Origin of the sequence: Rhodococcus wratislaviensis (assembly GCF_041228765.1) — a bacterium.
GTDB lineage: Bacteria > Actinomycetota > Actinomycetes > Mycobacteriales > Mycobacteriaceae > Rhodococcus_F > Rhodococcus_F wratislaviensis.
In genome coordinates this window covers 6,858,891-6,878,263 of sequence record NZ_CP150488.1, presented here as the reverse complement: position 1 = coordinate 6,878,263, position 19,373 = coordinate 6,858,891, and the positions used below count along the sequence as shown (strand labels likewise).

Below are 19,373 nucleotides of genomic sequence, written 5' to 3'. Positions count from 1 at the left end.
ACGTGGGACTGTCGACGACTGGAGCAGGGGGATCGATGTCTGGTGGTTCTGTCTCGTCGATCCCCGAGTCCCGTATCGGGTGCGACGTGATGACGGTCGGGCACGTGCGAAGCAGCGTCGAGCGGTTCGGCGACCGCTACCTGACCAGAATCTTCACGCCCCACGAACTGGAAACCTGCGAAGGGCCTGCGCGCGCACAACGGCTGGCAGCCCGGTTCGCGGCCAAGGAGGCCGTGGTCAAGGTGTTGCGACCCGGGGACGTCGCCTTGCCGTGGCAGTCCATCGAGATCCGGCGTGAGAGCTGGGGCGGATGCGGAGTGCGCCTGTCCGGCAACGCGTCGGCCCTCGCCGAGCGGCAGGGGCTCGGCGATTTCCACGTTTCGATCTCGCACGAGGCCGACGTCGCGATCGCGATGGTCACCGCGTCCCGGTACGGCACACCACCCCATCACCAAGGAGAACGCCACCCATGAGCGAGCAGACGATCCGCAAGGTTCTCGGCGACCACGCCCGGTTGTCCGTCGATGCCACGAGCATCGCCGTCGGGGCCGACCTCTACGAACTGGGTTTGACGTCGCACGCGAGCGTCAACGTCATGCTGGCGCTGGAGGATTCGTTCGACATCGAGTTCCCCGACGAACTGCTGCGCAAGAGTACGTTCGCGAGCGTGGATTCCATTCGGGGCGCACTCGTCGAACTCGGAGTGGCATGAGCATCGCCCTCGCGAGCGGCACCGGGATCGAGTCCGCGCAGTCGTGGGGTCCGGCGGCGCGAGCCGAGAGAGTCGTGGCCGAGGTGGCCGCCCGCTGGGCCGTCGACGTCGATAGGGACGCGCGCTTTCCGCAGGAAGCGCTCGACGCGCTCCGGGACCAGCGGTTGCTCTCGTGTGCCGTTCCCCCGGAGCTGGGTGGCGAAGGCGCGACGCTTCGCGAACTGTGCACGATCGCCCGGACCCTTGGGCGGCACTGCGCCGCGACGGCGATGGTGTTCGCGATGCACCAGACCCAGATCCTCTCGCTCGTACGACATCCGGGTGGCGACGGCGTCTCCGGCTTCCTGCGTGACGCGGTCGCCGGTCAGTATCTGCTCGCGTCGGCGACGACGGAACTGGGCATCGGGGGCGACGTGCGGCGCAGCACGTGCGCGGTGGAGCAGTCCGGCGGGGTGGTGTCGCTGATCAAGAACGCCCCCGTGATCTCCTACGGCGAGTACGCCGATGCGATTCTCGCGACCGCGCGGCGTACCCCCGACAGCCCGCCGAGCGACCAGGTGCTCGTCGTCTGCCGGCGCGCCGATGTGACGCTCGAGCGCACCGGTGAGTGGAACACGCTGGGGCTGCGCGGCACCTGCAGTCCCGGTTTCGTGCTGCGTGCCACCACCACAGCCGACCTCGTCGTCGCCGACCCCTACGCGGAAATCTCGGCAGCGACGATGCTCCCGGTGTCGCACTCGGTGTGGTCGGCCGTGTGGCTCGGCATCGCCGACGCCGCGCTGGAAAAGGCGCGCCGGTACGTGCGAGCGGCAGCGCGGAAGCAGCCGGGTGTGGTCTCGCCCGCGGCGTCGCGTCTCGCCGAGGCGGCCGCTGTGCACCAGCAGTTCTCGGACGTCGTGTTCGCCGCGGCGCGCCGGTTCGACGACGCCGATGCGGCGCCCGCCGGTTCGCCGGAGGCCGAAGTCGCGGGTGGAGTGGGCTATTCGCTGGCGATGAACAACCTGAAGGTGACGGCGTCGACGCTGGTTGTCGACCTCGTCGGCAGAGCCCTGCTGATCTGCGGGATCGCCGGCTACCGGGAAGACACGGAGTACTCGCTGGGCCGGCACCTGCGCGATGCGCACGGGGCGGCCGTCATGGTCAACAACGATCGAATCATGGCCAACTCGGCGCAGATGGCCACGGCATACCGGGGGACGATATGAGCACGGATACAGCAGTGGAGCGGGAAGAGACGAGCGAACTCGAGCGGGCCCGCCGTGCGTTCCGGGCGGAACTGCTCGAGGCCGGACTCCTGGTGGACACGTCCGTCGCCGGCCTCTACGGACGGTCCGGGTTGTTCGAGGACATCGTCGACGGCATCGACGCCGTCGTGCGGGCGGCGGGCCCGGGCGCGTCCGCGGCTCGATTCCGGTTTCCTCCGGTGTTCCCGCGCACCAGTTTCGAGCGCACCGACTACATCGCGTCGTTCCCCAACCTGACCGGTGCGATCAACACGTTCACCGGCACCAACGCCGAGCACGCCCAACTGCTGGCGGCGCGAGCCGACGGCGAGAGCTGGGACAAGTGGCTCGAACCGACGGACACGATGCTGGTATCGGCGGCGTGCCACCCCGCGTACCCGATGTTCACGGGTGTGCTCCCGGACGGCGGTGCGCTGCTCGACGTGTACGGCTACTGCTTCCGGCACGAGCCGGCGTTCGACCCCGCCCGCATGCAGGCGTTCCGGATGCACGAGTTCGTGCGGATCGGCACGGCGGACCAGGCCGCGACCCACCGTGATTCGTGGATCGAGCGCGGGCTCGAGGTGCTGTCCGACCTGTGGCTGGACGCCGCGCCGGTGGCCGCCAACGACCCGTTCTTCGGCAGGGTCGGACGCATGCTCGCCGCCAACCAGCGCGAGGAGAACCTCAAGACCGAGCTCACGGTGCGCCTGTACGGCGATCTCGACGAGGGGACCGCCGTCGTCTCGTGCAACTGCCATCAGGACCATTTCGGTGTCACGTTCGACATCGCCACCGCGGACGGCGGTGTCGCCCACAGTGCGTGCGTGGGATTCGGGATGGAACGCATCGCGCTCGCGATGCTGCGGACTCACGGCATGGACCCGTCGCGCTGGCCGAGTGCGGTGAAATCCCGGATGTCGCTGTGACGTTGCGGCTGATCGACATCTCGCCGGACGGGTACGAACCGCACCCCATCCACTCCGGCGAACGGACGTGGACCGAGACCAACTGCTACCTCGACCTGTGGGTGGAGGTACTCCACTCGCTGGGGCTCGATCCGGTGCCGGCCGCGGCGTGCGCGTTCGGCGCCCGGTTCGACGGATCGCAGTGGACGTTCCTGAAGTTCAAGCCGGAGGATCTGTTCGCGCTCTACGGGATCGACGTGGGGGAGATGAACGTCTGGCGCCGGGTCCTCGACCACGTGGAGGACAATCTCGCGGCGGGAATGCTGTCCACCGTCGAGGTGGATGCGCACTGGCTCCCCGACACGGCAGGCACGGGTTACCGCGAGGGCCACACCAAGACCACGATCGTCGCGAACTACATCGACCGGGAGGGCGGTGTGCTGGAGTACTTCCACAACAGTGGGTATCACCGGCTGGCCGGTGACGATTTTCGCGGGTTGTTCGGGCTGGACGTCGCCGGGTCGACGACATTCACCCCCTACGTGGAGCAGGTCCGGTTCGACGGGGATCCGGGGTACCGGCCGGCGCGCTTCGAGGCGGTGCTGCGGCATCATCTCGCCACCCGACCGGACGGAAATCCGGTGCGCGACCTCGGTGAGCGGGTCGTCGCCGACGTGCCCTGGATTCGTAGCGCGGGCATCGACACGTTCCACCTGTGGACGTTCGGGGTGTTGCGGCAGTGCGGTGCCACCGCCGAACTGGCTGCCGACGTGTGCGAGTACCTCGAGCGCAACGGGTTCGCGGGGGCAGCGGCGTTCGCGCCGGGCTTCCGGGCGGTGGCGCAGGGCGCGAAGAGCGTGCAGTTCCAGATGGCGAGGGCCGCTCGCGGACGCAGTGTCGACCCGTCGGTGCAACTCGACGGGATGGCCGAGGCGTGGGAATCCTCGGTGGGTGGCCTGGCGCGAGTGGTCGGACGCGCGTAGTGGATCTTCTCGCCGACGCTCGGTGGCGTTGTGTGGCAACGGAACCGGGTTCGGTCACCGATCCCGCGGGTCTGGCTTGTGTGCCGGGTCCATGGTATGTCGCGCAGGTGCCGGGTACCGCGGCAGGCGCGATCCGGGCGACCGACGGCGCTGCGGCGGCGCGGGCGGCGAAGACCGATGCGGTGGACTGGTGGTTCGTCACCGACGTGTCCGGCGGCGGCCCGGGTCCGTGGCGGCTCCAGTTCGACGGCCTCGCCTCGCACGCGGAGGTGTGGGCCGGCGACGACCTCGTCCTGACGTCGGAGTCGATGTTCGTGCCGGCCTCGGTCGAGCTCGCCTCTCGCCCCGGCGCGGTCACGCTGGCGATCCGCTTCCCGTCCCTCGAGGCCGTGCTGCGCCGCCGGCGGCCACGCGGACGCTGGCGGTCGTCGCTGGTGAGTGCGCAGGGCCTGCGCTGGATCCGCACGAGCCTGCTCGGTCGCGCCCCGGTCTTCGGCGGTGTGCCCGCCCCGGTGGGTCCGTGGCGGGCGGTGCGCCTGCACGACCGCGCCGCGCCCGTCCTGTCGGACCGTCACGTGGTCACCGCCGTGGCGGACGGCACGGGCGTGCTGGACCTCGCCGTGCGCGTGCATCGTTCGGCCGGACCGGCCCCCGTCGTGCGGCTCGGCGACCTCGCCGTGGTCGCGACGATCGTGGACGTCGGGGACGCACAGGAGGTCCGCGCCCACCTGCGCGTCCCCGACGTCCGGTTGTGGTGGCCGCACACCCACGGCAATCCCGTGACGTATCCGCTGAGCGTCGATCTGGGGGAGCACGTCGTCGACCTGGGCGCGGTCGGATTCCGCACCGTGTGCGCGGCGCGCGGCGACGGCGGATTCCGGCTGTCGGTCAACGGGGTCGACGTGTACTGCCGCGGCGCCGTCTGGACGCCGGTGGATCCGGTCGGGCTGGGCGGCCGGGATCAGACGCGGGCCACCCTCGAGCGGGTGGTCGAGGCCGGCCTGAACATGGTCCGCGTGCCGGGCACGGCGGTGTACGAGGACGCCGCGTTCTGGGACGACTGTGCCGAACTCGGTGTCATGGTGTGGCAGGACGCCATGCTGTCGACGTTCGACCCGCCCGACGACCAGCCGTTCCTGGACCTGCTGACCGCGGAGGTCGAGGCCGTGCTGCGGCCGCTGTCCGGTAACCCCGCGCTCGTCGTGTTCAGCGGAGGTAGCGAGACCGAACAGCAGCCGGCGATGCTCGGATTCCCGGCGCCGCACATGACGGCGGTACACGACGTGATTCCGGCGGTGGTCGGCAGGACGGCGCCGGGGGTGGTGCCGGTGTCGTCGTCACCGTCGCCGCCGCCGGGCGGCGACGCGCTCGCGACCCACGTGGGGACGGGTATCGCGCACTACTTCGGTGTCGGGGGCTACCGGCTTCCGCCGTCCGACGTCCGCCAGGCCGGGGTGCGGTTCGCCGCCGAATGCCTCGCGTTCTCGATCCCCCCGTCGGACGCGGCGATCGAGGCCGAATTCGGCAGCCTCGCGGCGGCCGGCCACCACCCACGGTGGAAGGCGGCCGTGCCGCGGGACAACGGGGCGTCCTGGGATTTCGAGGACGTCCGCGACCACTACGTGCGGACGCTGTTCGGCGAGGAGCCGTCGACGGTCCGCTGGAGCGACCCCGAGCGGTATCTCGCCCTCGGCCGGGCCGCCGTCTGCGAGGCGTTCGCGGCGACTCTCGGTTACTGGCGGCGGCCCGATTCGGGATGCGACGGCGCCCTGGTGCTCGCGCTCCGCGACCTCGAACCCGGTGCCGGGTGGGGGCTGCTCGACTCCGACGGCAGGCCGAAGGCGCCGTGGTTCGTGATGCGGCGGATGTCGCTGCCGGTCGCGGTCCTGCTCGCCGAGGACGGGTTGGACGGACTGCGGATCGACGCGGTCAACGACTCCGACCACACGGTCGCGGGGGAGTTGCGGGTGCAGGTGCACACCCGCACCGGTGCCCGGGCGTTCGACGTCACCGAACCGGTGACCGTGGCTGCGCACGCGGCGCGCCGGTGGTCGCTCGACACGGTGCTCGGCCGGTTCACCGACGCGACCCACGTCCACCGTTTCGGCCCCCGCGGCTACGACAGCGTGACCGTCACCCTGTCGAGCGAGGACGGTGTCGCCGAGTCCGTTCACCTCGTCGGCGGACCGGCGCGCGCCCTCGAACGCACCGTCGGCCTGACGGCGGTCGTGCGGCAGACGGCGTCCGGCGACTGGGTCGTCGACGTCGGGACCGACGGCGCTGCGCAGTACGTTCACCTCGACCTCCGCGGCTTCGAACCGGCGGACTCCTGGTTCCACCTGCCGCCCGGCGGAGCACGGACGGTGCCGGTGCGCAGGACCGGGACGACGGACGCGGTGACCGGGCACGTGCGGGCGTTGAACTCGATGACCGTCGCACCGGTGGTGCAGGCCTCCACCTGATACGGACCCCGGTCCGTCCGTGTGCGATATCGACTAGGCTGGCTCAGTCCGCAACTGGCCGCTCGTCCCGGCCCGAGCTGTTCGCCGGCAGTTCGTCATCACTGCTCAGGAGTGCGTCGTTGTCTTCCCCGCTCATCGCTGCCGAGCCCTCGTCCGACACCCCGCTCGCCGGTCTGGCGAAGATCGCGCTGGGCGACGCAGTCATCGCGCAGGTGACCGAGGCGCTCGGGCGGCATCACCTCGACATCGTCGCGCCCGCACCCGCCCGGCCGTTCGTGGCCGCGGCTCTCGCCGAGCGCACCCATCTGCTGCTGGTCACCGCGACCGGTCGCGAGGCCGACGACCTCACCGCCGAACTGCAGGAGATGATCGGCGACGCCGTGGCGCAGTTCCCGTCGTGGGAGACGCTGCCGCACGAACGGCTGTCGCCGAGCGCCGACACGGTCGGTCGCCGCGTGGAGGTGCTGCGCAGACTCGCGCGTCCGGACGACCGCTCGTACGGGGCGCCGCTCCAGGTCATCGTCACCACCGTCCGCTCGCTCGTGCAGCCCATGGCGCCGGGTCTCGGTGAGATCGAACCCGTCACGCTGCGGGTCGGCGTCGAGCACGACTTCGACGGGCTGATTCAGCGGCTCGTCGAAATGGCGTACACCCGCGTCGACATGGTGGGCAAGCGCGGTGAGTTCGCCGTCCGCGGTGGCATCCTGGACCTGTTCTCACCCACCGCGGATCATCCCGTGCGCGTCGAGTTCTGGGGTGACGAGGTCACCGAACTGCGCGCGTTCTCCGTCGCGGACCAGAGGTCGCTGCCGGAACTCGACATCGACGCCGTGATCGCCCCGCCGTGCCGCGAACTGCTCCTCACCGAGGACGTTCGCGACCGGGCCGCGCAGCTCGCGGTCGACAACCAGGCCGACGCCGCGCTCGTCGAGATGCTCGACAAGATGTCGGCCGGCATCCCGGTGGAGGGCATGGAGGCATTGCTGCCCGTGCTGCGGCCGGGGCAGCTCCAGCTGCTCACCGACGTGCTGCCCGAGGGCGCGCACGTGCTGCTGTGCGATCCGGAGAAGATCCGGACGCGGGCCACCGACCTGGTGCGCACCGGTCAGGAGTTCCTCGAGGCGTCGTGGACGGCGGCCTCGATCGGCGGCGCCGCCCCGCTCGACACCTCCGTGCTGAAGGGCGACGGTATCGACCTCGGCGCCTCCGCCTACCGCTCGCTCAGCCAGGTCCGTGAATCAGCGGAGACGACGGGTCAGCCGTGGTGGACGCTGAGCCCGCTCGCATCCGGCAACGGCGAGGAACTGGAGCTCGCGGTCACGCCGGCGCCGCAGATCCGCGGTTCGGACGACCTGCTGTCGGAACTGTTCGTGAGCCTGCGCGCCCACGTCACCACCGGCGGGCGGGCCGTGATCGTGGTCGCGGGCGCCGGTACCGCGCATCGGGTGCTCGAGCGTCTGCGCGAGGCCGAGGTGCCCGCGGCGGAACTCGTGCCCGGTTCGGAGCCCCCGCGAGGACAGGTCGGGGTGCTGCGCGGTTCGCTCCACGACGGCCTGGTCTTCCCCGGAGACGACTCCACTGCCGGACTCGTCATCGTCACCGAGGCCGATCTCACCGGCAACCGGGTGGCGGCGGTCGGCGACGGCAAGAGGCTGCCGGCGAAGCGCCGCAACCAGGTGGACCCGCTGGCCCTGACGGCCGGGGACATGGTGGTGCACGACCAGCACGGCATCGGACGATTCGTCGAGATGGTCGAACGCACCATCGGCGGCGCCCGGCGCGAGTACCTCGTGATCGAGTACGCCGCCAGCAAGCGCGGACACCCGGGCGACCGTCTGTTCGTGCCGATGGAGTCGCTCGACCAGCTGTCGCGGTACGTCGGCGGCGAGCTGCCCGCGCTCAGCAAGCTCGGCGGTTCCGATTGGGCCAACACCAAACGCAAGGCGCGCAAGGCGGTTCGTGAGATCGCCGGTGAACTCGTCCAGCTGTACGCGGCGCGGCAGGCCGCACCCGGTCATGCGTTCGGCCCGGACACCCCGTGGCAGAAGGAGATGGAGGACGCCTTCGCGTTCACCGAGACCCACGACCAGCTGACGGTCATCAGCGAGGTCAAGGCCGACATGGAGAAGGCCGTGCCGATGGACCGCGTCGTCATCGGCGACGTCGGCTACGGCAAGACCGAGATCGCGGTGCGGGCGGCGTTCAAGGCCGTGCAGGACGGCAAGCAGGTGGCGGTCCTGGTGCCGACGACGCTGCTCGCTCAGCAGCATCTGCAGACATTCACCGAGCGCATGGCCGCGTTCCCGGTGACCGTGCGCGGGCTCTCCCGCTTCACGGATGCGGGGGACTCCAAGGAGATCATCGCCGGCATGGCGGACGGCGAGATCGACGTCGTCGTCGGCACACACCGGCTGCTGCAGACCGGGATCCGGTGGAAGGACCTGGGCCTCGTCATCGTCGACGAGGAACAGCGCTTCGGTGTCGAACACAAGGAGCACATCAAGGCGCTGCGCACCCACGTGGACGTACTCACGATGTCGGCCACGCCGATCCCGCGAACACTCGAGATGAGCATGGCGGGAATCCGCGAGATGTCCACGATCCTCACGCCGCCGGAGGAGCGGCACCCCATCCTCACGTACGTCGGCGCGTACGCCGACAAGCAGGTGGCCGCGGCCATCCGACGGGAACTGCTCCGGGACGGGCAGGTGTTCTACGTCCACAACCGGGTCAGCTCGATCGACAAGTCGGCCCAGCGGATCCGCGACCTCGTCCCCGAGGCTCGGGTCGTCGTGGCGCACGGGCAGATGAACGAGGACACACTCGAGCGGACCGTGCAGGGCTTCTGGGAACGCGACTACGACGTGCTGGTGTGCACCACCATCATCGAGACGGGTCTCGACATCTCCAACGCCAACACGCTCATCGTCGAACGCGCCGATTCCCTCGGCCTGTCGCAGCTGCACCAGTTGCGCGGTCGCGTCGGGCGTAGCCGGGAACGCGGCTACGCGTACTTCCTGTACCCGCCGGAGAAACCGCTCACCGAGACGGCCTACGACCGCCTCGCGACCATTTCGCAGAACTCCGACCTGGGCGCAGGCATGGCGGTCGCGATGAAGGACCTCGAGATCCGCGGTGCCGGAAACGTGCTGGGCGCCGAGCAGTCCGGTCACGTCGCGGGTGTCGGGTTCGACCTGTACGTGCGGCTGGTGGGGGAGGCGGTCGAGGCGTTCCGGGCGGCGGCCGACGGCAAGCCGATCACGACGGAGGACGCCCCGAAGGAGGTCCGTATCGACCTGCCCGTCGATGCGCACATCCCTCCCGATTACGTCACCAGCGACCGTCTGCGGCTCGAGGGTTACCGCAAGCTCGCGGCGGCCACCGAACTCGACGGCATCACGGCCGTGGTCGACGAACTCGTCGACCGGTACGGACCGCTCCCCGAGGAGGTCCGCCGACTGGTCTCGGTGGCCAAGCTGCGTCTGCTGGCCCGTGAGTACGGCCTCGAGGAAATCGCCGTGGTCGGGACGCAGCTGAAGATCGCGCCGATGGCCCTGCCCGACTCGAAGCAGTTGCGTCTCAAGCGGATCTACCCGAGCGCGCAGTACCGTGCCACCACCGGGATGGTGCAGCTGCCGCTGCCCCGGGCGGGTTCGGGCGGAATCGGCGCGGAGCGGGTGCGGGACGTGGAGTTGCTGCAGTACATCGCCGACTTCGTGCTCGCGCTGGACGGCAAGGCCGCCGGGTCCGTGGTGATGGAGGCCTGACCCGATGACGGTGGTCCTGCTCGACCCGTTGCGGCCCACGACGATCCCGATGGAGGCCGTCGGGGTGGTCGGTGACGGAGTGGAGTTCACCGACGAGGTACCCGAGGCCGTGCGGAGATTGCTGACCGAGGCGCCGGGGGCCGCCGTCCTGGTCAGTAGCGATCCCGACGATCCCACCGTGCGTGACTGGGTCGCGTCGGGGTCCCGCGTCATCGCGGCGCCGAAGGTCCCGGGCGACAACCTCGTCGAGGCAGCCGAGGTGATGGACCGATTGTGGAGTTACGGCGGCTGGGAAGTGACGCAGACGCACCGCACCCTGTCGCACTACCTCGTCGAGGAGACGTACGAGGTTCTCGACGCCATCGAGTCGTCCGAACCCGGTGATCTGCGTGAAGAGCTCGGAGACCTGCTGCTGCAGGTCCTGTTCCATTCGCGGATCGCCTCGGCGTCGGGCAATTTCGACGTGGACGACGTGGCCGCGACGCTGGTTGCCAAGCTCGTGCACCGCAGCCCCCACCTCGGGGAGGACGTCGTCGGGCCGATCGACATCGCGGAGCAGGAACGGGCATGGGAGATCCGCAAGGCGGCGGAGAAGGCGCGGAGTTCCTGCCTCGACGGCGTCGCGATGAGTCAGCCGGCGGCGTCGCTGGCTGCGAAGGTCGTGGCCCGCGCGAGCAAGGCGGGTTTGCCGTCCGAACTGGTGCCCACGGAGATCACTGCCGACAGCGCGGCGGTGGTCGCCGCCGAGTCGAGGCTGCAGGCGGCGACGCACGATCTCATCGCCCGGATCCGCGCGGCCGAGAATGCTGCGCGCGCGGCGGGGAAGACCGAGCTGACTCCCGCGGACTGGCTCGGTTACTGGACGTCCTGATACAGGGTCGAACAGCCCTATCGTTCGAGTTTGCCAATATGTAACTGAGTGATGAATCACCCTCGTGTCTGTAGTGCGAGAAAAACAAACCTGAGGTAGTTTAAAGCGCGCATAGAAGACCGTTTGGTTGCAAACACGCGTTTCGAAGAACCGCGAGGTCCATCGACAGGGGTGTTTGTGGGCTTCGCGCACTGCACGTGGTGGGTACCTGAGCTCCCGGTCGGGCGAGGGCCGGTACCCACAGGGGACCACACATTGTCATGCTTCCGGGCCGACTCGATTGCCCGACGATGAGAGACGGACACATGAGCCTGTACACGCCTGACCGCCTGGAACCTTCCGACGAGACAGACGCGCACGACATCGACGAGGCCGGTACCGCCGGCCGCGCGCCGGGCCGCCCGACGGTCACCGTCGTCGTGCCCGCGATGAACGAAGCGAGGAACCTCCCGCACGTCGCCGCGCGGATGCCGGCCGACATCGACGAGATCGTCTTCGTCGACGGACATTCCGTCGACGACACGGTCGAGGTGGCCAGGAGCCTCTGGCCGGACGCCACGGTCGTGACGCAAAGCCGGAAGGGCAAGGGCAACGCCTTGGCCTGCGGTTTCCTCGCCGCCACATCGGACATCATCGTCATGATCGACGCCGACGGATCCACGGACCCGGCCGAGATCCCGCTGTTCGTCGGGGCTCTCGTGGCAGGCGCGGACTTCGCGAAGGGAACCCGCTTCGCCGCCGGCGGCGGAAGCTCGGACATCACGTTCAGCCGAAAGCTCGGAAACAAGGCGTTGAACGCCATCGTCAACCTCAAATTCGGGGCCTCGTTCAGCGACTTGTGCTACGGCTACAACGCATTCTGGCGTCACCACGTCCCGGTGATGGCATTGCCGTCCGTCGACACGACCGAGGCACAGTGGGGCGACGGCTTCGAGATCGAGACACTCATCAACGTGCGGGTCGCCAACGCGGGCCTGAAGATCACCGAGGTGCCGAGTTTCGAGCAGGACCGCATCCACGGCGAGAGCAATCTCAACGCGGTACGTGACGGGCTCCGGGTGCTGCGCACCATCAGGAGCGAACAGCGCACCTCCGCACCGGACGTGTCCCCGGCTCCCGTCTCGCGGGGCTGAGCACCCATGACGGTGTCCACTCTCGTGTCCTGCTCCGTCGTGATCTGCGCCTACACCACCGAACGGTGGACCGACCTGTGTGCCGCAGTCGACTCGGTCCTCACCCAGAACGTGCCCGTGCTCGAGGTCCTGGTGGTGATCGACCACTCCGAGGAACTGTTCTCGCGTGCCGAACGGCACTTCGCCGGGGAGACCCGGGTGACCGTGCTGCGTAACTCCGGGTCGAAGGGGCTCTCCGGAGCCCGCAACACGGGTGTGCGGGCGGCGAGCGGCGACATGATCGCGTTCCTCGACGACGACGCGCGCGCCGAACCCGACTGGTACCGCGTGTCCGCCGCCCACTACTCCGATCCCGACGTGCTCGGTGTGGGGGGATTCGCCAGTCCGGTGTGGCCCGCGGACCGCCCCGTGTGGATGCCCGCCGAGTTCGACTGGGTGGTCGGCTGCAGCTACGTCGGGCAGCCGACACGCATCGAGCCGGTGCGGAACTTCATCGGCTGCAACATGTCGCTGCGGCGCACCGTGTTCGACGCCGTCGACGGGTTCAGCGACGGGATCGGCCGGGTCGGAAAGACGCCGGTCGGGTGCGAGGAGACCGAACTCTGCATCCGGATCCGAGCCCACCAGCCCACTGCGCAGCTGCTGTTCGATCCCGCGATGAAGGTGGCACACCGCGTCAGCGACGACCGCACCACGTTCCGCTACTTCCTGTCGCGCTGCTTCCACGAGGGCGTGTCGAAAGCACTGGTCTCCGATCTCGTCGGGTCCGGCGACGCGCTCAGCAGCGAGCGGGTGTACACCGCGCGTGTCCTCCCGCGAGCCGTCGTCACGGGCATCGCATCCCCGCGGCACGGCGGACTGGCCCGCGCCGGCGCGGTGGTCGCGGGGCTCACGGCGACCACTGCCGGCTACGTCCGGGGTCTCGTCGGTCTGCGATCGAAGCGGGGGACGGCATGACCGGGACACTCGATCGCCGGATCGACCTGGTACCGGCTCTCGTGAGCGATCACGCGCCGACGTGGGACGGGGCCGTCTGGGTCGGCGAACTGCGCGATCCCGTTCGGGAAGACACCGAATACCGGCTGGAGCGCGCCGAGGGGTATCGGCGCGCCCGGCTGCTCGTGCGAGAAGATCGCACCCTGCGGGGATTCGTCGAGCTGGACATCGAGGACGGCCGACTCGAGGCCGACGCATTGCGGCACGCACTGGACGGGCTCCTGCCGCGAGCGGTGGTCGAAAGCGCCGCCGCCACCGACGGACCCGGCCCTTCCGTCACCGTGGTGGTGTGCACCCGGGACCGGGTCGACAGCCTGAAGGTCGCCCTGGAATCGATCCTGTCGCTCGATCATCCCGACTACGAGGTGATCGTGGTCGACAACGCATCCCGCACGGATGCCACGCAGCGGTACGTCGCCGAACTCGGTGACCCCCGTGTCCGCGTCGTGATCGAGCCCCGTCCGGGCCTGTCCAGGGCGCGCAATGCGGGCGTCCGCGCGGCGAGCACGGAGATCGTCGCCTTCACCGACGACGACGTCGTCGTCGACCCGCACTGGCTCACCGAACTCGTCGCCGGCTTCGGCGCCGGGAATGCGGTGGCCTGCGTGTGCGGGATCGTCCCGAGCGGTGAGATCCGCACACCGGCGCAGGCGTACTTCGATCAGCGGGTGGGGTGGGCGAGTTCCTGCGTCCCACGGTTGTTCGACCTCGCGCACCCACCCGCCGACGTGCCGCTCTTCCCGTTCCAGGTCGGGGTCTACGGCACCGGTGCGAATTTCGCCGTCGACCGGCAGGCCGTGTTCGCGCTGGGTGGTTTCGACGAGGCGCTCGGGGCGGGAGCCCCCACCGACGGTGGCGAAGACCTCGACATGTTCTTCCGCGTGCTGCACTCCGGGCGGCAGCTGGCGTACCGGCCCGGGGCGATCGTGTGGCATCGGCACCGGGCCGACAACGAGGCGCTCGCCGTCCAGGCGCGCGGCTACGGACTCGGACTCGGCGCCTGGCTGGCCAAGATCGCCGTCGACCCCCGCACCGCCTGGCTCGCAGTGCGCATCGCCGTGCGGCAGGCGCCGACGTTTCTCCATCTGTCGCGCAAGATGTCCCGCGTCGCCACACCTCCGGACGCTCTCGCCGACGATCTCCCCGTGGGGATCGGAGCCACCGAACTGCGGTCCATCGCACGTGGCCCGTTCGCCTATCTGAAGGCCCGAGTGGAGGGCCGGCATCCGGCACCGATGAGAGGGATGACCCATGACGGCCCATCCTGATCTCGCAGGCACCCGGTTCGCCACCTGGTTCGGACCGGAGGACGCGCCGCTGTTCGGCGTCGTCGATCTTCCCGCCGACGGCCGCTGCCGCGGCGCCGTCGTCCTGTGCCCGCCGATCGGCAAGGAACAGGTCGACTCGTATCGCGGAATGGTCTACCTCGCCCAGCAATTGCGGGCGCGGGGGCTTCTGGTGTTGCGGTTCGACTACCGCGGCACCGGGGACTCGCCGGGCGCCCAGGACGATCCCGACGCGGTCGCCGGATGGCTCGACAGCATCCGGAGGGCCGTCGACTACGTGCGCAGCTGCGGCGTCACGGACATCGGTCTCGTCGGCCTCCGGATCGGCGCCCTGCTCGCCGCGCAGGTCGCCGCGACGTGCGGTCCGCTGCGGGCCGTCACCCTGTGGGATCCGGTGGTCCGCGGCCGCGCCTACCTGCGCAAGCAGACCGCGCTCCACCAGCTGGTGGTCGGTCCCGAGGACACGGACGATCCGCGGGTCACCCTCATCGGTGCGGTGCTCGCACCGGCCGCGGCGACGGCCTTGTCGGCGATGAGTCTGCGGGCGGCCACCCCGCCGCCGGGCGCGAAGATCCTGATGGTGTTGCGGGAGAGCGAGGTCGATTCCGTCGGGATGCGCGAGGCCGTCGCTGCGTGGAACGCCGAGAACTTCACCGTGCACGACTACGAATCGTTCCTCGAGCCGGCGGACTTCGTGGTCCGGCTCCCGTTCGGCGACATCGACCGGATCGCCGACCGGATGTCTGCGTCCTTCGGCGACCACCACACCGGTGCCGCACTCGAACTCCGTACCACCGCCGTCGTGGATCGGACCGTCGACGGCAGGCAGGTCACCGAGACCCTGAGCTTCGCGGGAGCGTCCGAACTCTTCACGATCCGCACGTCCGTCGCGGCCGAGCGGGGTGCAGCGGACAACCCTGCGACACCGACGGTGATCTTCCACGGCACCGCCGGCGAGCACCGCGTCGGACCGGTCCGGCTGTGGGTCGAGACGGCGCGCGAACTCGCGGCCCACGGGATCGTCAGCGTTCGCTTCGACCGCCGCGGCACCGGCGACACCGGCATGGTGCAGCACGGCGAATCCACCACCATCTACACGGGCGAATCCCGCGACGACGCCGTCGACATCATCTCCGTCAGCGGTGCGCAGCCCGAAGCGGTTGTGCTCGCAGGAATGTGCTCGGGGGCGTGGAATTCGAGTTACGCCGCCCTCCGGCGTCCCGTCCGGGCGGTGATCCTGGTCAACATGGCGGACTGGACCATTACCCGTCAGGCGTTCGTGAAACAGTCGACGATGGACGCCGACCGGGGGTCCCTGAAGGGCGCAGCGCTCACGCTGCTCCACCGGCACGCGGCGACGGCGAAAAAGCACCTGCGGGTGTGGATGCCGTACCGCTGCTGGTTGTGGCTGGGCCGGGCAGGCTTGCTGCAGGTGCCGGAGGTCATGCTCGCCCCGCTGAACGACCGTGGCGTGCACACCACCGTCCTCCTCTCGCCGATCGACTACACCGCGTTCGTCGAGAACCAGGGAGAGCGCAGCCTTCGCCGGCTCCGGCGCGCCGGCTGGAACGGACGCCTGGTGACGTACCCGTCCGGCGATCACTCGCTGTACAGCACCGCCCTGCGGGACAGAGTCCTGCGGGACGTCCTCGCCACCGTGCTCGGTGAACTGACCGTGGACCGTGTCGACGACGCCCGTGACGATTCCCGGCCGGAGTTGGTCGGGTAGCCATGGGATCCCCGACAGCGACGCAGTCGCAACTACGCGCGAGGCACCGTGCCGAGCAGCCACCGCGCTCCGCGGGGCGGAATCTGCAGATCAACTCGATGGCACTGATGCTGTCGAGTGTCGTCACCGGTGTCCTCGGCCTCGCCTTCTGGGGCGCGGCGGCGCGATTGTTCCCCGCCGACCAGGTGGGCGTGGCGTCCGCTCTCATCTCGACGGCGATCATGCTGTCGACGCTGTCGAATCTCAGCCTCGGCTCGATGTTCGAGCGCTTCCTGCCCGTGGCCGGCCACCGCGCGGGACCGTTGCTGGTCAAGGGTTTCGCCGCCGTGGCCACGCTGGCCTTCGTGTCGGCTGTCGGGCTCATCGTCCTGGGTCCGCGGGACACGCTGTTCGAGAACAACCTGGAAATAGCGATCTATCCGGTGTTCGTCGTCGTCCTCGCGCTCTTCGCCCTGCAAGACCAGACCGTGTCCGGGCTGGGCGTTGCCCGCTGGGCGGCGTCGAAGAACGTTTTCCACGCGCTGGCCAAACTGCTCGCGGTCGTGGTGCTCGCGGCGTCGGGGTCGGCACTCGCCATCGTCGCGTCCTGGGGGGTCACCGCGGCGATCGCCGTCGTGGTCGTGTTGACGTCGATGGGCCTGCGCATCCGGTCCGACCCTCGATACCGGCAAGTGCCCTCGCTGCCCTCCAACAAGGAACTCGGAGTGTACTTCGGTTCCTCGTACGGCATTTCGGCGCTGGGGGCCATCGCCCCGCTCGTCGTCCCGCTGATCGTCGTCACCCGGGTCGGTACCGCGGCGAACGCCTACTTCGCGGTGACCTGGTCGATCGTCAGCGCCCTCTACATCATGGTGAACCTCATGGTGGGCCCGTTCGTCGCCGAGGCCGCTGCGCATCCGGACAAGATCGTCAGCCTGTCCCGCCGGTTCGTCCGCACCATTGCCGTGGTCGCGGTGGTGGGCGGATTCGGCCTGGCCTTCGTCGCGCCGTTGGCACTCGGATTCATCGGTGACGAATACCGTGCGGAAGGGACGCCTCTGCTCCATCTCGCCGCGGTGTTCGTGCCTCTCACCGTCATCGGCGCCGTCTACGACGGTCTCGCGCGGGTGTACCGCCGGCTGACCCTCGCCGTCGTCACGCAGTGCCTGGCCACGGTGGTCATCATCGTCGGCAGCCTGGTCTTCAGCGCGTCGATCGGCGTCGCGGGTGTGGGCTGGGCGTATCTCGCCGCCGAGACGCTCACCGCCGTGATCCTCGCAGGACCGCTCATCTCCTGGCTCCGCCGACTCCAGAACCGCGCCAAGTGGGAGCGGTGGCTGGCGAAGAAGACCGTGAACCAGAAACCGATGTGGCAGGTGTCCGATGTCGACGCATAGCGCGAGCTACCGCGACCTGATGCGCAGCGCGAGCCGGATGATCACCGCGATCGGTCCCCTCCGGCTGCCGAGCATCGGCGAGATCCGGGACACGCTGACCCTGCTCGCGCACGCGGGCGGGCGGCACACCCCGATCGGCCTCGTCCCGACCACCGAGTCACGCCGGTGGGAGCACCGACCGCAGGACTTCCTCGGGCAGATACGGGAACTCGGACCCTGCACCCGGGAGGAGGTGCCGCAGCTGCTGACCCGGCTGGCACGTTCGGGTGCGTCCGCGCACCCGCTGAACGTCGCGGTCGCGGGCGATTTTCTGCTGCTCGACATCTCCCACGGACTCGGCGACGGGAGGCTCGCGCTGTCGCTCGTCCGTGCCGTCGCCGGGGGACGCACGGGGACACCGGTTCCGGAATGGGCGCGGACGCGGGACACCGCACTGCCGCTCGCACGCGCCCTGACCCGGACGTTCGCGTCGTCCCCCACACGTGTCGCGAGGCTCCTCGAATCCCTGCCCGCTGCCGCACACAGCCCCGGATCGGCGGAGATGGTGCCGTGGCACGGCGCGCCCACCGCCGTCGTCGCGTCCGCAGCATCCGGGACCACTGCGGAACTGCGTCGCTGGCGGGATCGGGAGATGCCCGGGGCGTCGGTGTCGTCGTTGTTGTTCGCGGCCGTCGCGCGGGCGATGCGCAGCCACGGCCTGACGATCGACGACAAGGTCGACGTTCTCTTCGACTGCCGCCGGTATCTCCCGGAGGGTGCGACGGTGAACGGCAACTTCGCTGCCCTGGTGCGTTTCTCGCTGTCGGATCCGGGTGACCCGGCCGAGATGAGTGCGGCGATCGCACAGGCCACGGCGTCGGGCAGGCCGCTCGCCTCGATGGCACTCAGCACCGCCACGTTCCGCAGGCGGGTGGCTGCCGGGAGCGCGCACACGCGGGCCACTCACGTCGCGGCCGAACCCCGGACGAGGCTCGTGTACTCCGACATGGGCGAGGCCGCGCTGCTGGCAGACCTCGACTGGACCGACGAGCCCGGCAGGCGTCTCGTCACCGCGCTGAGCGAACCGGCCGACCCTGCATCGATCGTCTTCACCTCGGTGCGGCGCGGCCCAGAGTTGGACGTGTCGGCGTCGTTGCACGACAACGTCTTCGACCCGGAACTCGTCCGCATCGCACTCGCGGACGCACTGTGCGACCCACTGTCTCTACTGTCTCGAAGGATCTTCTGACCATGCCCTCACACGTCCTCGAGACATCGAAGCGGACTTCGCTGTACCTCACCGTCGCCGTACTGCAATTTTTCGTCGTCGAATTCCTCGTCGCCGGCACGTGGCGCGGGCACTACAGTTACTCCGCCAACTTCATCAGTGACCTCGGTGTCCCGTTCTGCGGCACGGACGGAAACGCGCCGTGCAGCAAGACGTCACTGCTGATGGATGCGGCGTTCGTGGTGACCGGACTCGCCTACGTGGTTGCCGCCGTCCTCTGGCATCGCATCGAACGGGTGCTGCCGCTGGTCCCTGTCGTCTTCCTGGTGGTCGCCGGAATCGGCGGAGTGGTGGTCGGTCTCGCGCCGTCGAACACGCACTGGGAAGTGCATTCGCTCGGCGCCACGCTGTTCCTCATCTTCGGCAACCTCTTCACACTGACGACGGCACTCACCGTCTGGCCCCAGATATCCGGACCGGCAACGTACGTCGCGCTCGCGCTCGGGACACTCGGACTGGTGGGGTACTTCTGCTTCACATACTCGTGGGACCTCGGTCTCGGCGTCGGTGGTATCGAACGCGTCGCGGCGTACTCGGCGATCCTCGGGTTCGTCGTGTGCGTTCACCTCGTGACACAACTGCAGTCGGTTCGACGTTCGGCTGTCGTCCAGGTCGGAGACAGCGCCGGTGCATAGACAGCTGAACCGTCCGCGCCGGACC

Annotated in this window: 15 protein-coding genes; all 15 read left to right on the top strand. The window is 69.5% G+C overall.

What is annotated here, in order from left to right:
- Positions 1–35 precede the first annotated feature (35 nt).
- The 15 genes from acpS to WKC72_RS31670 all read left to right on the top strand — a co-directional run bounded on the left by acpS (position 36) and on the right by WKC72_RS31670 (position 19,348).
- A complete protein-coding gene (gene acpS, locus WKC72_RS31740) occupies positions 36–473 on the top strand; it encodes a holo-ACP synthase (RefSeq protein ID WP_037243999.1) in 438 nt (145 codons plus the stop codon).
- Positions 470–712: an acyl carrier protein gene (locus tag WKC72_RS31735; RefSeq protein ID WP_112300458.1), complete on the top strand. Its 243-nt coding sequence runs from the start codon at positions 470–472 to the stop codon at positions 710–712. The genes acpS and WKC72_RS31735 overlap by 4 nt, the downstream gene beginning before the upstream one ends.
- Complete coding sequence (locus tag WKC72_RS31730; protein WP_370180753.1) at positions 709–1,917, top strand: acyl-CoA dehydrogenase family protein; 1,209 nt, start codon at positions 709–711, stop codon at positions 1,915–1,917. Before WKC72_RS31735 ends, WKC72_RS31730 begins: the two co-directional genes overlap by 4 nt.
- The gene (locus WKC72_RS31725) at positions 1,914–2,864 is read left to right on the top strand and encodes an amino acid--[acyl-carrier-protein] ligase (protein ID WP_370180752.1); all 951 of its coding nucleotides are present in this window, start codon (positions 1,914–1,916) and stop codon (positions 2,862–2,864) included. The genes WKC72_RS31730 and WKC72_RS31725 overlap by 4 nt, the downstream gene beginning before the upstream one ends.
- Positions 2,861–3,826 carry a DUF1839 family protein gene (locus WKC72_RS31720; protein ID WP_128639326.1) on the top strand — a complete coding sequence of 322 codons (966 nt, stop codon included), beginning with the start codon at positions 2,861–2,863 and terminating at the stop codon, positions 3,824–3,826. The genes WKC72_RS31725 and WKC72_RS31720 overlap by 4 nt, the downstream gene beginning before the upstream one ends.
- Positions 3,827–3,858: 32 nt before the next feature.
- Positions 3,859–6,288: a glycosyl hydrolase gene (locus tag WKC72_RS31715; RefSeq protein ID WP_370180751.1), complete on the top strand. Its 2,430-nt coding sequence runs from the start codon at positions 3,859–3,861 to the stop codon at positions 6,286–6,288.
- Between the two features lie 119 nt (positions 6,289–6,407).
- Complete coding sequence (mfd, locus tag WKC72_RS31710) at positions 6,408–10,055, top strand: transcription-repair coupling factor (protein WP_112300428.1); 3,648 nt, start codon at positions 6,408–6,410, stop codon at positions 10,053–10,055.
- Between the two features lie 4 nt (positions 10,056–10,059).
- A complete protein-coding gene (locus tag WKC72_RS31705) occupies positions 10,060–10,926 on the top strand; it encodes a MazG family protein (protein ID WP_370180750.1) in 867 nt (288 codons plus the stop codon).
- A gap of 305 nt (positions 10,927–11,231) precedes the next feature.
- Positions 11,232–12,059 carry a glycosyltransferase family 2 protein gene (locus WKC72_RS31700; protein ID WP_370180749.1) on the top strand — a complete coding sequence of 276 codons (828 nt, stop codon included), beginning with the start codon at positions 11,232–11,234 and terminating at the stop codon, positions 12,057–12,059.
- A gap of 6 nt (positions 12,060–12,065) precedes the next feature.
- Entirely contained in the window at positions 12,066–13,016 is a 951-nt protein-coding gene (locus tag WKC72_RS31695; protein WP_128639322.1) for a glycosyltransferase family 2 protein, read from the top strand.
- Positions 13,013–14,323, top strand: a complete 1,311-nt coding sequence (locus WKC72_RS31690; RefSeq protein WP_370180748.1) for a glycosyltransferase family 2 protein — start codon at positions 13,013–13,015, stop codon at positions 14,321–14,323. Before WKC72_RS31695 ends, WKC72_RS31690 begins: the two co-directional genes overlap by 4 nt.
- A complete protein-coding gene (locus WKC72_RS31685) occupies positions 14,307–16,070 on the top strand; it encodes a serine aminopeptidase domain-containing protein (protein WP_370180747.1) in 1,764 nt (587 codons plus the stop codon). The genes WKC72_RS31690 and WKC72_RS31685 overlap by 17 nt, the downstream gene beginning before the upstream one ends.
- A 2-nt stretch (positions 16,071–16,072) precedes the next feature.
- A complete protein-coding gene (locus tag WKC72_RS31680) occupies positions 16,073–17,446 on the top strand; it encodes a lipopolysaccharide biosynthesis protein (RefSeq protein ID WP_370180746.1) in 1,374 nt (457 codons plus the stop codon).
- The gene (locus WKC72_RS31675) at positions 17,433–18,674 is read left to right on the top strand and encodes a hypothetical protein (protein ID WP_370180745.1); all 1,242 of its coding nucleotides are present in this window, start codon (positions 17,433–17,435) and stop codon (positions 18,672–18,674) included. The genes WKC72_RS31680 and WKC72_RS31675 overlap by 14 nt, the downstream gene beginning before the upstream one ends.
- A gap of 2 nt (positions 18,675–18,676) precedes the next feature.
- Positions 18,677–19,348 (top strand): DUF998 domain-containing protein, encoded by a 672-nt coding sequence (locus WKC72_RS31670; protein WP_037244043.1) that lies wholly within the window; start codon positions 18,677–18,679, stop codon positions 19,346–19,348.
- Positions 19,349–19,373: the final 25 nt, after the last annotated feature.